General features: G+C 69.0%; 12 protein-coding genes. 4 read left to right on the top strand and 8 right to left on the bottom strand.

Annotated elements, in window-relative coordinates; all coding sequences use genetic code 11:
- Positions 1 to 297: 297 nt before the first annotated feature.
- The gene (locus RM423_RS09975) at positions 298 to 945 is read left to right on the top strand and encodes a hypothetical protein (RefSeq protein WP_311422875.1); all 648 of its coding nucleotides are present in this window, start codon (positions 298 to 300) and stop codon (positions 943 to 945) included.
- Here the strand turns inward: RM423_RS09975 and RM423_RS09970 are convergent.
- Positions 922 to 1,935, bottom strand: a complete 1,014-nt coding sequence (locus RM423_RS09970; protein ID WP_311422874.1) for a YihY/virulence factor BrkB family protein — start codon at positions 1,933 to 1,935, stop codon at positions 922 to 924. The two genes, RM423_RS09975 and RM423_RS09970, sit on opposite strands and share 24 nt — an antisense overlap.
- Positions 1,936 to 2,093: 158 nt before the next feature.
- Here RM423_RS09970 and RM423_RS09965 point away from each other — a divergent pair, with 158 nt between their 5' ends.
- A complete protein-coding gene (locus RM423_RS09965; protein WP_311422873.1) occupies positions 2,094 to 3,119 on the top strand; it encodes an SDR family oxidoreductase in 1,026 nt (341 codons plus the stop codon).
- On the opposite strand, the gene RM423_RS09960 is transcribed toward RM423_RS09965, so the two are convergent.
- Genes RM423_RS09960 through RM423_RS09945 form a run of 4 tightly spaced genes read right to left on the bottom strand, consistent with a single transcriptional unit; the run spans position 3,106 to position 5,967 of the window.
- Entirely contained in the window at positions 3,106 to 4,143 is a 1,038-nt protein-coding gene (locus tag RM423_RS09960; RefSeq protein ID WP_311422872.1) for an LLM class flavin-dependent oxidoreductase, read from the bottom strand. The two genes, RM423_RS09965 and RM423_RS09960, sit on opposite strands and share 14 nt — an antisense overlap.
- Positions 4,143 to 5,126, bottom strand: a complete 984-nt coding sequence (locus RM423_RS09955) for an ATP-grasp domain-containing protein (protein ID WP_396327666.1) — start codon at positions 5,124 to 5,126, stop codon at positions 4,143 to 4,145. Before RM423_RS09955 ends, RM423_RS09960 begins: the two co-directional genes overlap by 1 nt.
- A 32-nt stretch (positions 5,127 to 5,158) precedes the next feature.
- Positions 5,159 to 5,611: a DUF2382 domain-containing protein gene (locus tag RM423_RS09950; protein WP_311422870.1), complete on the bottom strand. Its 453-nt coding sequence runs from the start codon at positions 5,609 to 5,611 to the stop codon at positions 5,159 to 5,161.
- Between the two features lie 59 nt (positions 5,612 to 5,670).
- Complete coding sequence (locus RM423_RS09945; RefSeq protein WP_311422869.1) at positions 5,671 to 5,967, bottom strand: hypothetical protein; 297 nt, start codon at positions 5,965 to 5,967, stop codon at positions 5,671 to 5,673.
- Between the two features lie 200 nt (positions 5,968 to 6,167).
- On the opposite strand from RM423_RS09945, the gene RM423_RS09940 reads away from it, so the two are divergent.
- The gene (locus RM423_RS09940) at positions 6,168 to 8,168 is read left to right on the top strand and encodes an IPT/TIG domain-containing protein (RefSeq protein WP_311422868.1); all 2,001 of its coding nucleotides are present in this window, start codon (positions 6,168 to 6,170) and stop codon (positions 8,166 to 8,168) included.
- 231 nt (positions 8,169 to 8,399) lie between these two features.
- Complete coding sequence (locus RM423_RS09935; RefSeq protein WP_311422867.1) at positions 8,400 to 8,594, top strand: hypothetical protein; 195 nt, start codon at positions 8,400 to 8,402, stop codon at positions 8,592 to 8,594.
- Positions 8,595 to 8,646: 52 nt separating this feature from the next.
- Here RM423_RS09935 and RM423_RS09930 read toward each other — a convergent pair whose 3' ends face one another.
- The 3 genes from RM423_RS09930 to RM423_RS09920 all read right to left on the bottom strand — a co-directional run bounded on the left by RM423_RS09930 (position 8,647) and on the right by RM423_RS09920 (position 12,681).
- Entirely contained in the window at positions 8,647 to 9,870 is a 1,224-nt protein-coding gene (locus RM423_RS09930) for a M20 metallopeptidase family protein (RefSeq protein WP_311422866.1), read from the bottom strand.
- A 264-nt stretch (positions 9,871 to 10,134) separates the two neighbouring features.
- Positions 10,135 to 10,683, bottom strand: a complete 549-nt coding sequence (locus RM423_RS09925) for a hypothetical protein (RefSeq protein WP_311422865.1) — start codon at positions 10,681 to 10,683, stop codon at positions 10,135 to 10,137.
- 156 nt (positions 10,684 to 10,839) lie between these two features.
- The gene (locus RM423_RS09920) at positions 10,840 to 12,681 is read right to left on the bottom strand and encodes a discoidin domain-containing protein (protein WP_311422864.1); all 1,842 of its coding nucleotides are present in this window, start codon (positions 12,679 to 12,681) and stop codon (positions 10,840 to 10,842) included.
- Positions 12,682 to 12,737 lie beyond the last annotated feature (56 nt).

The following is a 12,737-nucleotide window of genomic DNA, read 5'->3' as shown; positions in this document are numbered from 1 at the left end:
CGACACCGGGCATGGCCAGGGCCATCGCGCCGATCGCCAACGCCGGTGCGGCCAAGAGCAGGGACTTCTTCATGCTTTTCCTCCAAGACAGTGCCGGCACATCCACCGGCGGCGGGTGAAACACACCCGTCATTCGCCACCACCCACCCAACGGATTGGACACACGTTGGGCACACGCACGCGAGTTTCGTGGAGGTCTCGCGCTACTGTCGAAGCAGCGGTTGAAGGATCAGCCTCGCTACGAGTGCCTCACCACTCGCCGGGAACAGTTCCCGAACGACGAGGCAAGGAGCCTTTATGACATCACCACGCACAGTCCGAAGCCGACTCCGACAGCACTCCGGGCCGGCGCCCTTCCGGGTGCTCGCCGCGGTCCTGTCCCTCTTCCTGGTGGCGTTCGTGGCCACCGGGTGCGGCGGCAAGAACAGCACGACCAGCAGTGCGGCGTCCGCTGTGAGCTCGGGGGTCACCGCCGGCTCGAACCCGTCCGCGACGTCCGGTTCGGACGGTGCCTCCACGGCGGCCGCGGGCTGCCCGACCTCGAACACCACCAACTTCGCGAAGTCGAAGTTCGTGCTGCACACGGGCCTGGCGTTCGGCGCGTTTCACCGTTATCTCTACAAGCCGTTCCAGGCCGGAACCTTCAAGTCGGGCGCGCACGGCAGGATCACCGCGTTCGTGAAGGCCGGTGCCGCGGCGCTGTTCATCAAGCGCGAAGTCCGGCTGGCCGCTGAGGACGTGCAGGCCAATCCCACCCTGTGCAAGACGATCGGCCGGCCGCTGCAAGCCATCGGTGACCAGGTCTCCTCCGTGGTGGACAAGCTCAAGAGCGGCGACACGTCAGGCATCGGCGTCCTGGAGGGGCTCGTCCAGACGGTGAAGTCCAAGGCCTCCTCGGCGGGAACGACGATCCAGGAAGACTCAAACGCCTCGCTCGGAGGATGACCGCGGCTCACCGTCACTCGGCCCGCCATTGGGCTGGTCGAACTGGACATTGACGTCCTCGAAGCCCTTGCTCTGTTGGGCAGTCGCCTGACCGGCATAGGCCTCGCGGTCCGCGGCGGTCAGCACCACGTTGTCGGTGAAGGGTGTGAGAAGCGAGCGTGGGTACAGCTTCTCCACCCGCACCACATTGATCTCCGCGCACAGCACGACGGATATCGATGTGACGTAAAGGAACGCCAGCAGCCCGAGCACGACAGCAAAGACACTGTTCGTGGCGCTGGCGTTCCGTACGACATGGCCGACATAGAGAACACCGAAGTTCTGTAGCAATTGCCAGATGATCGCCGCGATCACGGCGCCGGGTGCCACGTCCCGTATCGACAGTGAGCGGGTCGTGGCGATCCGGAACACGAACAGGAACATGGCGGCGTTGACGAGCAGCGAACCGACCAGCGAGGCGGTCCGCAGGATCGGGCCCAGGGAGCCGGCGGAGCTGCCGCCGAAAGTCGACAACACGGTGGTGCCGACGACGGAGATCCCGACGCCGAGCAGCAGCAGCAGGCTTCGGCCGCGGGCCTTGATCGGGTTCGGCCGGCTGTTACGGGGCACCCGCCAGACGGTGTTCATGGCGTACTGCATGGCCTGAGCGATGCCGAGGCCGCCGTACAGCGAGCCCAGGATGCCGATCACCAGGCCGGCCGGACCGCCACCCAACCGCTTGGGATCGCCGAGATCCTTGCCCACCACGGGGAATTGCTGCAACGCCGAGCCCAGGATCTGCTGCTGCAGCGCGTGGTGGCCGACCAGCACCAATCCCAGGACGGTCGCCAGCAGCAGCAACAACGGGAACAGCGAGACGAACCCGAAGTAGGCGATCAATGCAGCGAGATAGCCGCCGGAATCGTCGATGTACTTGTAGAGAACCGCCAGCGGAAAGCCGGACGCCGGATGCCTGCGCTGGAACCGATCCAACCGGTCCGTAAACCCCATCGATCAACCTCTCGTAGGCTGCTGGTCGTGACCAGCCAGCAGCGCCGGTGTCTGTGCCTCCCACTATCGTGCAGGAACGCCCCGTCTGACCAAACCGCAGCGACTGAACCGAACAGCGACTGAACGGAACAGCGATCCACCACTGAGAGAAGGCAGCCATGAAGACTCCGCCCCAGCAGCAGGTCGTCGTCGTCACCGGTGCCAGCGGTGGCATCGGGCGTGCCACCGCCCAGGCCTTCGGCTCGCGCGGCGCCAAGGTCGTGCTGCTGGCACGGGGCGAGACCGGGCTCGCCGCGGCAGCGCTCGATGTCGAGCGGGCCGGCGGCAAGGCCCTGGTCATCCCGACGGATGTTGCCGATCCGGAACAGGTCGAAGCGGCCGCCGCGCGCGCTGAGGACGAGTTCGGGCCGATCGATGTGTGGGTGAACGTGGCGTTCACCTCGGTGTTCGCGGAGTTCGCCGATATCAGCGCGGAGGAGTTCAAGCGCGTCACCGAGGTCAATTACCTCGGCTATGTCTACGCGACCATGGCGGCCCTGAAGCGGATGCGCCCGCGCGACCGCGGGGTGATCGTCCACGTCGGCTCGGCCCTGGCGTACCGGGGCATTCCATTGCAGACGGCGTACTGCGGCTCCAAACACGCCATCCAGGGCTTTCACGAGGCGCTGCGCTGCGAGCTGCTGCACGACAAGAGCAAGGTTCGGGTGACCATGGTCCAAATGCCGGCGGTGAACACCCCGCAGTTCGACTGGGTGCTGTCCCGGCTGCCCGAGCCTGCCCAGCCGGTGGCGCCCATCTATCAGCCCGACGTCGCGGCCCGGGCAGTGCTCTACGCCGCCGACCACCCCAAGCGGCGCGAGTACTGGGTCGGCGGCAGCACGATGGGAACCCTCGCGGCCAACGCGATCGCTCCGGGACTGCTGGACCGCTACCTCGCCCGGACGGGGTACGCGGCGCAGCAGGACGACCGGCCCGAGCGCAGACGGCGCCCTGATGACCAGGTGAATCTCTGGGACCCTGCCGACGGGTCCGGCGGCCGCGACTACACCGCGCACGGCAGCTTCGATGACCAGTCCAAGGAGCGCAGCGTGCAGCTGTGGGCCTCGCACCATCATGGTGTGCTGGCGGGTCTGGCCGGTGCGGTGGCATCGGCCGGTGCTGCACTGGCGATCAGGCGCCGCTGACCGCGGCTCGCCAGGGTGCGATGACGTCGCGTCCGAACCGGGCCATCTCTTCGTGCTGGGGCGAGAACTGCAGCAGCATCAGGTCCACTCCGGCGTCGGAATACTCCCGCAGCCGCTCGGTGATCTGCGCCGGCGTGCCGATCAGGTCCGCGCGCAGGCCCCGGTTGGACACGCTGTACTCCTCCAGCGACACCTGGGATTCCAGCTGTGAACCGGCGACGAAGTCCTCGTACGAGGCGTAAGCCTCTTTGCTGGAGCGCACGTCCAGGATCCGGTCCAGCTCCGTCTGCGCCTCCGCTTCGGTGTCCCGGCAGATCACGAAGCCGGACACGCCGAAGGTCATCGGCGGACGGCCCTGCTCGGCGCGGCGGCCGTTGAGGTCGGCGATCTTGGCCGAGATCACCTCCGGCGGGTCGCCGTGCATCACGTAGGCGTCGCCCAGCGCGGTGATCACCTGCTTGGCGCGGGGGGATTCGCCGCCCATGTAGACGGTCGGCACGGTGGCGGGCTTGGGCTCCAGGATGGTTGCGGCCAGCTCGTACAGGTCACCCGAATGGGTGACGGTGTCTTCGGTGAGCAGTCGGCGGAGCACGGTGAGCCACTCCTCGGTGCGGGCATACCGTGCGTCGTGCACGTCGAACGGCGCTCCGTACTGGGTGGCCTCGTCCTTCCACCAGGACGACACGACGTTCAGCGAGAGCCGGCCGGGCGCGATCAGATCAAGGGTGGACAGCGCCTTGGCCGTGGCCGTGGGGGAGTGGTAGTTGGGCCGTACCGCGAGCATCAGCTCCAGCCGCTCGGTGACCGCGGCGATGGCCGGCGCGAGCGTCCAGGCGTCCAGGGCCGGCGCACGGTGACCCTTGATGTCGTTCAGGTTGAGCTCGGCGATGAGACTGAGGTCGAAGCCGTTCTCTTCGCTCGCTACTGCTAAATCCCGGACGAAGGGCCACTGTACGGGCATCCGCTCGTCGGCGACATTGCGCAGCCAGCCGCCGAAGATGGGCATCCAGTATCCGAAGCGCATCAGCGTGCCGTCCCGTCGGTCGTTGCTGTAGCGGTGTCTGTTCTGGCGGTGTCTGTCTGGTTGAAGAGCCGGGACAGGAATTTCGCCGCCGCCTTCGGGCCGCTGCGCGGAGCCGCCGCCTCGACGTCCGGGTTGTAGTTGGTGTTGGTATTGATGTCGTAGGTGACCTTGCGGCCGTCGGACGTTTCGAGGAACTCGATGCCGGCCACCTCGATACCCGCCGAGCCCGCGAAGTCCAGGTACCGGCCGACAATCGGGTCATCGAAGTTCTCCCGCTGGGCGAACAGGCTCGCGTCGTCGCTGCCGTCCACCGCGCAGGCGTCCGCCGGGCACAGCTGGAAGCCGCCCCGCACCACATCGGCCGTCAGCGCGTACAGGAACTCTCCGCCGACGATCTCGACGCGGGTGATCACCCCGCCGGCCGGTGGCAGGTACTCCTGCAGCAGCGTGATGCCGTCCACCGGCACGTCCAGGTACGGGTCCTTCAACGCGACGGCGAGCTCGTCCACCGAGTCGTAGCGCGCCACGCCCAAGCCCTTGCCGCCGCGATTGTGCTTGGTGAGAAAGGGAGTCGGGAACTCGGCCGCCGCGGCGAGCAGCGCCTCATTGCCGCTGACGGCGACGGTGCGGGGCACGTCGATCCCAGCCGCCTGCAGCGCCACGAGTTGGTCGACCTTGCTCAGTTCAAGCTCCAGCACGCGGCGGCCGTTGACCACCCGGCGGCCGTGCGCCTCGAGCCAGCTGAGCACACCGCGCGCCTGCTCGACCGCCGCGGTGTGCCCGCGGGTGTGGGCCGAGGCGCTCATCCGCGACCAGAAGACGCCGGGCGGCGGGGCGGTAGTCAGGTCGATCCCGCCGCCGTCCAGCAGCCAGGGCGACCAGGGCACCCCTTCGGCGTCGAGGGCGGCGGCGATCGGTGGTAGCCACTCGCTGTTCTCGTGGATGACGTACACCTGCGGCTCGGGCAAGAGAGGGCTCTCCATCGTCGGCGTGTTCGTACCCCAACCGTAGGCGATCAGGCCCCGGTGTCGCCCTCGAGCACGACCTGCTCGCGCCGCGCCGTGGCAGTGACCGGATGCTCGCGAGACGTCCGGGTGATGTCGGTGGACACCAGCTCGTACGGCCGGATCTGCACGCTTACCTCGGGAACCTCCTCGCGCAGCACCAGCACGATCGGCTCGGGCACGGGTCCGGGGGCGCCGACCGCGAGATTGTCGGCGGCGACCCCGACGATCGCCCCGTCGTCGCCGACGGTGTCCTCGGTGTCGACCACGAGGACCTCGCGCCGAAGGGTTACCTGGATGGTCTCGGTGCGGGTCTCGATCTGGCGACGCAGCCGCACCCGGCCACTGACGGTCCACTCGGTGTCGACGTACACCTGCTCTGCGGACACCGTCATCGCAGCGTCGGACTGCTCGATACGCTCGTCGCCGGTCAGTCGCTCGTCCGGGACCCGGGGTGTGTTCATTGCTGACTGGCTCCTTCGGTACGACTTCGGCGAGCGACTCTCCCTGGCGAGCGGAGAGGTCAGGAGGACTCCGGGTTGACGACGGATCCCTCGTCCTGCGCCTGCTCATCGGTGGTGAGTGGGAAGTCCTCATCTAACCCGATCTTCCCGACGTCGGATAGGGTCCGGGTCGTGTGGGGCGTCGCTGCCGGCTCGTCGGCAGGCACCTCGACGTCCGCGCCGGCCCGCACCGCGGCGGCGTCGCCCTCGGCCGCGTCCTGCTGATCGCCGGCCGAGCTGTCTGTGCTGTCAGAGCTGTCTGAGCTGTCTGAGCTGTCAGAGCCGGCTGCGTCGTGAGCGCTGTTCGAGCTGTTCATGCGGCGTCCTCGCGATGATGGGTTGAAGTGGTCGCCCCGAGTCTATTCGGAGCGCGCCACCGGCAGCGGGTCGGCCGCCATCGGGTGGATCGATCGCGCCATCTGCGTGTCGAGTTGCCTACCGAGCGTATTCACTGGAAACTACGGCCCACACGTTCCATGTACATCTATGCCAGCGAGCTGGCAGTGGGAAGGTCTCTGTGAAAGTCCAGGTCTTGCACCGATGGGGTGCGGCAGCCACGGTGGGCGGCCTGCTCGCCGCGGGGATGGTCGTTGCGGCCAGCCCCGCGTCCGCCGCGCCCGTCCAAGCCAGCGGTACCGCCCTGCAAGTGGCGCTGAACGGCCAGGCCGGCAACCCGCCGGGGGTGGTGGCAAATGCGAACGCCACCGTCGCCGCCGTCACCGCGCCCCCTGACTCGGCCGTGTCGGCCGTGGACGTGGCCGCTGCCCTCACCGGCGCGGTAGGCGTCACCGCGACGAACGGCACGGCGTCGGCATCGGCGACCTCGTCCGCGGCTCGCAACCAGGGAACCTCGCGCGTCGACGGGCTCGCCGCGGCCGTGCTGGGATCACCCATCACGGCGACCGCGCTGTCCGGCCAGGCGACCTGTCCCGCCGGCGGGCCACCCGTCGCGACCACCGTCGTCACCGGCCTGAACGTGCTCGGCCAACTGGTCACCGCGACGGTGAACGGCCCGGCCGTCACCGTGACTTCGGCTGTCACCGTGAACAACGTCACCAACGCCACGCTGACCGCGGTCGTCCGCACCCGTATCGAGCAGACCACCGCCACCACGGCCACTGCAACCGCGTTGCAGATCAGCTTCACCCTGACCGGCACCGTCAACGGCGCACCGATCAGTGTGCCCCTGGGCACCATCACGGCAGGCAACGCCACCTGTGTGCAGCCGTCCGTCACGCCGACGGCGACCGGCCTGACGCCGCCGTCCGGCCCGACCGCGGGCGGCACGACCGTCACGGTCACCGGCACCGGGTTCGTTCCCGGGCAGACGACGGTCACCATCGGCGGAGTGACGATCCCGGCCGCTAACGTCACGGTCACCAGCCCGACGACCCTGACGTTCGGCACGCCTCCGCACGCTGCCGGCCCGGTCGGGGTCACGGTCACCACTCCGGGCGGCACCACCGGCCCGCAGAACTTCACGTACGTGCCGCCGCCCACCTCCATCGGCCTCACGCCGCCGTCCGGCCCGACCGCGGGTGGCACGACCGTCACGGTCACCGGCACCGGCTTCGTCCCCGGCGCGACGACGGTCACCATCGGCGGAGTGACGATCCCGGCCGCTAACGTCACGGTGACCAGCCCGACGACCCTGACGTTCAGCACGCCTCCGCACGCTGCCGGCCCGGTCGGGGTCACGGTCACCACTCCGGGCGGCACCACCGGCCCGCAGGGCTACACCTACGTGCCCGCTCCCACCGCAATCGGCCTGAACCCGACGTCGGGTCCGACCACCGGCGGAACTACCGTCACGGTCACCGGCACCGGGTTCGTCCCCGGCGCGACGACGGTCACCATCGGCGGGATCACCGTTCCCACCAGTGACGTCACCGTCACCAGCCCCACCACGTTGACGTTCGACACGCCGGTGCACGCTGCCGGACCGGTCAAGGTCACCGTCACCACGCCGGCCGGCACCAGCGCACCGCAGGGCTTCACCTACGTCCCAGTGCCGCCGACGGGGACGGGTCTGACCCCCGGTTCGGGTCCGACCGGTGGCGGCACGACCGTCACGGTGAGCGGTAGCGGGTTCGTCCCGGGCAAGACCACGGTCACCATCGGCGGGGTCACCATCCCGGCCAGTGGCGTCACGGTGACCGGCCCGACCACGCTGACCTTCACCACGCCTGCGCACGCCGCGGGACCGGTCGACGTCACCGTGACCACCCCGGCCGGCACCAGCGCACCCCTGGGCTTCACCTACACCGATGACAGCGGGACGGGAGCCGAGTCCGGTTCTGGTGCCGGCACCGGTGGGACGGCGGGCACTGGGTCCGGCTCGGGCACTGGGTCCGGCTCGGGCACTGGGTCCGGCTCGGGCACTGGGTCCGGCTCCGATCTCGCGGCCACCGGCGCGAGCATCATGCCGACGGCGGTCGGCGGCCTGCTCACCGTGCTGGCCGGGCTGTTCCTCACGCTGCTGGCCCGGCGTCGCGGACCGAAGGGTGAGATCGCCTGAGCTGACCGGAGGCGGTAGCGACCGCCGCCCGGTGCAAGCATGAATCCGGCAGCACCCGTACCTCGCCGTTCGAGGTACGGGTGCTGCCGGCGTCTTCGCGGGTAATCGTCCCCACCCGACTAGGCTGGGACGACGAGCCGCCTGTTCAACCCCAGCACGCGCTCTGGCGAGTACCCGAATATGGCGGCACGCGGCTTCGGCGCGGCCCACCCGAGCAAAGGACCGACGGACATGTGGCTTTTTCTCTCCAGCAGAATCCGCACCTGGCTGCTGCTGGCCGTCGCGTTGCCGCTCGCCCGGACGATCATCCACCGGGCGGCCGCGTCCGCCAGCCGCCGCGACCCGAACTCCACCGCCGCCTCGATGCTGCGCCGGGCCGACAGCACGCTCACCTCGCTGGCGCGCCGCCGCCGCGGCCGTGGCTGAGCCGCGCAGTTAGCTGCTCTGGCGTTAGCGCTGGGGCTTAGCCCCTTGGCCCCTAGCGTTCGGTCGCAGCGGTATCGCGTTGCAGCGCCCGGATCGCCAGCTCCGCGTGCAGCAGCGCGCCCTTGCTCAGCACCGAGTCGTCGAAGGTGGCCCGCGGGCTGTGATTGCTGGGCGCGTTGACATAGTCCTCACCCTGCGCGGCGCCGAGCATCAGATAGCAGCCGGGCACCTCCTCCAGCACCCGGGAAAAGTCCTCTGCTCCCGGCTCCGGGTGGAGCATGGTCTCGAACCCGTCGGGGCCGAACACCTCGGCGACCACCTCAGCGGCGAACGCCGCATGCCGTGGGTCATTGACCGTGACCGGATACTCGTCGATGTACTCGACCTCGGCCTCGAGACCGTAGGCCTCGGCGATCCGGCGGCACAGCAGCGGCGCGTCGACCCGGATCTGTTCCAGGTTCGCTGCCGAAAAGGTGCGGACGGTGGCGTCGAACTCGGCGTTGTCCGGAATGATGTTGCGCCTGGTTCCCGCACTGATGCGCCCGACAGTGACGACCACCGGGTCGAAGGGGTCGAATCGCCGGGTCACCATGGTCTGCAGGCTGGTCACCATCTCGGCCGCGGCGGTGATGGGGTCCCTGCCGAGGTGCGGCGTCGAACCATGGCCGCCCGCACCGCGGACCACCACTCGCAACCAGCCACTGGCGGCCATCAGCGTTCCGGGCCGGGTGGTGAACATGCCGGTCGGATACTTGCCTGACATCACGTGCATTCCGTACGCCGAGCCGACTCGTGGGCCGGCCGCGTCCAGAATTCCCTCCTCGATCATCTTGCCGGCGCCGTCCCAGCCTTCTTCGCCGGGCTGGAGCATGAATACGACGTCACCGGCGAGGGAATCTCGATTGACGCTCAGCAGCCGCGCCGCTCCCACGAGCATTGCCATGTGCAGGTCGTGTCCGCAGGCGTGCATCGCGCCGTCCACCTGGCTGCTGAACTCCACGCCGGTCGCCTCCTGTACCGGCAGGGCGTCCATGTCGGCCCGCAACAGCACCGCGGTCGTGCTGTCGCCGTTACCGCGGAGCACTGCGGTGATCGAGGACAGGTTCGTGCCGGTGCTGACTTCGAGGCCCAAGCCGTCGAGTTCGGCGAGCAGCGTCTCTTGGGTGCGCGGCAGGATCAAGCCGATCTCGGGCTGACGATGCAGCGCGCGGCGCAGTTTCACCAGATCGGCGGTGAGCTCACGCGCGTCGGATTCGAGGGAGTCGGAAAGAGGCATGAGAACCTTTCGCTGGCAGCCCGCAAGGGCAGAGGAGTCTCTTCGCAGCCAAGCTAATCAGATCCCTGATCGTCGGCAATAGCCTTCGATCGCCACCCCGAGATCAGGAGACCATGACCGCTGCCGAGTCGGAGTGGAACTGCCAGTTCGTCCAATTGACCTCGGACAAAACCCGCACCGACGCCATCGGTTCTACGAGCGGTGCGGGTTTGTCCCGACTCATGAGGGATTCAAGCTTGACCTGAGCGACTAGCCCGACTCAGCTCAGTGGCTGAAACGCTGGGTCAGTCCGGCCAGCACCTCTTTGGGCCGCTGCTGCTCGCCCGCCAGCGCGCTGATGACGACCAGCGCACCGGTCAGAGCGGGCACCGCCCACTGCAGCGCGGTCAGCTGCTTTTGCGCCGTCGCCACCTCCGTCGGGGTCTCCGACGTCGGGGTGGTGCCGTCGGCCAGCGGCACCGCGCCCGCCTGCGAGACCTTGCGCCCGAGAACGCGGGAGTATCCGGTCGCCGCGAGAGCCGCCACGGTCACGCCGGTCTTCACCAACGACATGGTGGCGACTCCCTGCTGAGCCTTCAGCCGATCACGGTTGGCGCCGAGCTGTGCCACACTGCCGGCCAGGTGTGCCCCGATGGCGGCGGCGTTGACCGGCGTCCACCGGTCCCAGCCGGCATTGCTGACCGCACCGGCGGAGCGCGCGTCGCCGGCGTGACCAGCCGCGGCGTTGAGGGCCACAGCGTTGGCCAGGGTGCCGCCGAACCAGGCGGCCAGGCCCACGTCGTGAAGTGAGCGCGAAACTGCGTTGAGTGCCATGTCGAAATCTCCAGGGATCATCGTTGTCGCGCCCACTCTGGGCGCACGGAATCGCTGTTGACCCGCGGGCCTTCTCTCGGCGGCCCTGGGACCACCGTAACCGGCTGGGGCCGCCGAGCAGAAGACGAACAACTTCCTGCCCGGCGGCCCGCGCGCTCAGCTGCCGTAGACGCCGAACTCCCACAGCGAGTAGCCGTACGTGGTGGCCCGGGCGGTGCCGTACATCCGGACGTATCGCCCGCTGCCCGAGACCGCGAGATCCTGGGTGCCGCCGGTGCCGGTGGTCGTCGAGTAGATCGTCGTCCAGGTGGTGCCGTCGTTCGAGGTCTGGATCGAGAACGCCCGGCCGTACGCCGCCTCCCACTGCAGTACCACCCGGTTCACGGAGTGGGTCGCGCCGAGGTCCACCTGCAGCCACTGCGGATCGGCGAAGGCGCTGGACCAGCGGGTTCCGGTGTTGCCGTCCACTGCCGCTCCGGCGCCATTCGCCGCGCTCTCGCTGGAGCTCGCGGTGGCCGGATGACCCTGGGAGAGCAGGGTGCCGCCGGTGGTTGCGGCGGGAGTGCCGTTCGCGGTCAGTTCCCAGAGCGAGTAGCCGTAGGGGGTGGCGCGGACGGTTCCGTACATCCGCAGGTAGCGGCCGGTGCCCGTCACTGCCAGGTTCTGGACGCCGCCCGTGCCGGTAGTGGTGGAGTAGATGTTCGTCCAGTTCGTTCCGTCGTTCGAGGTCTGCAGCTGGTAGGCCTTGGCGTACGCGGCCTCCCAGTTCAACCCGACACCGGTGAGGTTGTACGGCTGGCCGAGGTCGACCTGCAGCCACTGCGGGTCGCTGGCGGCACTGGACCAGCGGGTGGTGGCGCTGCCGTCGGTGGCGGCACCGGCCGGAGTGCCGGCGTTCTCGATCGAGGACGCGGCGGTCGGCTTGCCCTGCGCGATGTTGGTGCCCGTCGGCGTTCCGCCGGTGCCGCCGGGACCCTTGTTGTAGACGGCGACCCAGTCGATGTTCATCGCGCCGCCCGAGACCGTGGCCGAGGTGGGGCCGCCACCGAACGCGTCCGGGAATCCGCCGCCCATCGCGAGGTCATAGATGATGAAGAAGGGATGGTCCACCGCGTTGGACCAAGTGGTGGCGTCGACCTGGTTCGCGGTGATGGTGAAGTACAGCGCGCCGTCGAGGTACCACCGGATCTGCTCCGGCGATGTCGAGCGGTCGATCTCCACGGCGTAGTCGTGGTAGCCGGTCTGGCAGCCGGGGCAGGCGTGCTCGCCGCTGCCGATGCCGGTGCTCTCGTTGCACGGCCCGCCGGGATTGCTGCCGCAGTGCAGCGTTCCGAACACCGAGCTGCGGCCGTTGATGTCCTCGAGGATGTCGACCTCGCCGATGCTGGGCCAGGAACCGCCGTTGCGCAGCCCCGAGCCGAGCATCCAGAATGCGGGCCAGTAGCCGGCACCGTTGGTGGTGTTCACGTCGGGCTGCTGGATCGAGGACTCCATCCGGACGACGCCGCCGGCGGGTGCGCCGAAGGTGGCCGCCTGGGTCTCGATCCGTCCGGAGGTCCAGCCGGCGCGCGGGTCGGTGCCGGTGTGCAGTGCCTTGAGGACCAGGTGCCCCGCGCCGTCCTCGTAGACGTTGGACGTGCTGTTGGTCATCGTCTCGATCTCACCGGTGCCGAAGGAGCTGCCGGGGCCGGTGTCGTACTTCCAGTCGCTCGCGGGGACGCCGGTGCCGGCCGCGCCGTTGAAGTCGTCGCTCCAGGTGAGGGAGAAGCCCGCCGGTGGTGTCGCGGCGGCGGGCTGGACCGCTGCCGCGCGTATCGCTGCTGCCGTTGGCCGTGCGGCGGCTGGTCGTGCCGTGGTAGTTGCCGGCCCCACGGAGGCCGAGGCGTTGCCGCCGAACACCGCCGCACCGAGGCTCAGGGGGACGACCGCGGCGGCCGCGGCCACCACGGCGATCAGGCTGTATCGCGATGTTCGTCGCGGGGGATGCAGGGAAGTCATGGCGTCACCAATCGGGGGAGCGGGTGGGTTCGGCACTTACTACACAAGTTGTAACA

It is taken from the genome of Jatrophihabitans lederbergiae, from assembly GCF_031845305.1.
Taxonomy (GTDB): Bacteria; Actinomycetota; Actinomycetes; order Mycobacteriales; family Jatrophihabitantaceae; genus Jatrophihabitans_A; species Jatrophihabitans_A lederbergiae.
The sequence above is the reverse complement of the archived record's forward strand: the minus strand, read 5'-3'. Positions and strand labels throughout refer to the sequence as shown.

Coding starts and splice junctions, on each gene's coding strand:
- RM423_RS09970 (WP_311422874.1), bottom strand. CDS start 1,935: ATGGGGTTTACGGACCGGTTGGATCGGTTCCAGCGCAGGCATCCGGCG.
- RM423_RS09950 (WP_311422870.1), bottom strand. CDS start 5,611: ATGAACACACCCCGGGTCCCGGACGAGCGACTGACCGGCGACGAGCGT.
- RM423_RS09930 (WP_311422866.1), bottom strand. CDS start 9,870: ATGCCTCTTTCCGACTCCCTCGAATCCGACGCGCGTGAGCTCACCGCC.
- RM423_RS09925 (WP_311422865.1), bottom strand. CDS start 10,683: ATGGCACTCAACGCAGTTTCGCGCTCACTTCACGACGTGGGCCTGGCC.
- RM423_RS09960 (WP_311422872.1), bottom strand. CDS start 4,143: ATGCGCTTCGGATACTGGATGCCCATCTTCGGCGGCTGGCTGCGCAAT.
- RM423_RS09965 (WP_311422873.1), top strand. CDS start 2,094: ATGAAGACTCCGCCCCAGCAGCAGGTCGTCGTCGTCACCGGTGCCAGC.
- RM423_RS09945 (WP_311422869.1), bottom strand. CDS start 5,967: ATGAACAGCTCGAACAGCGCTCACGACGCAGCCGGCTCTGACAGCTCA.
- RM423_RS09955 (WP_396327666.1), bottom strand. CDS start 5,126: ATGGAGAGCCCTCTCTTGCCCGAGCCGCAGGTGTACGTCATCCACGAG.
- RM423_RS09975 (WP_311422875.1), top strand. CDS start 298: ATGACATCACCACGCACAGTCCGAAGCCGACTCCGACAGCACTCCGGG.
- RM423_RS09935 (WP_311422867.1), top strand. CDS start 8,400: ATGTGGCTTTTTCTCTCCAGCAGAATCCGCACCTGGCTGCTGCTGGCC.
- RM423_RS09920 (WP_311422864.1), bottom strand. CDS start 12,681: ATGACTTCCCTGCATCCCCCGCGACGAACATCGCGATACAGCCTGATC.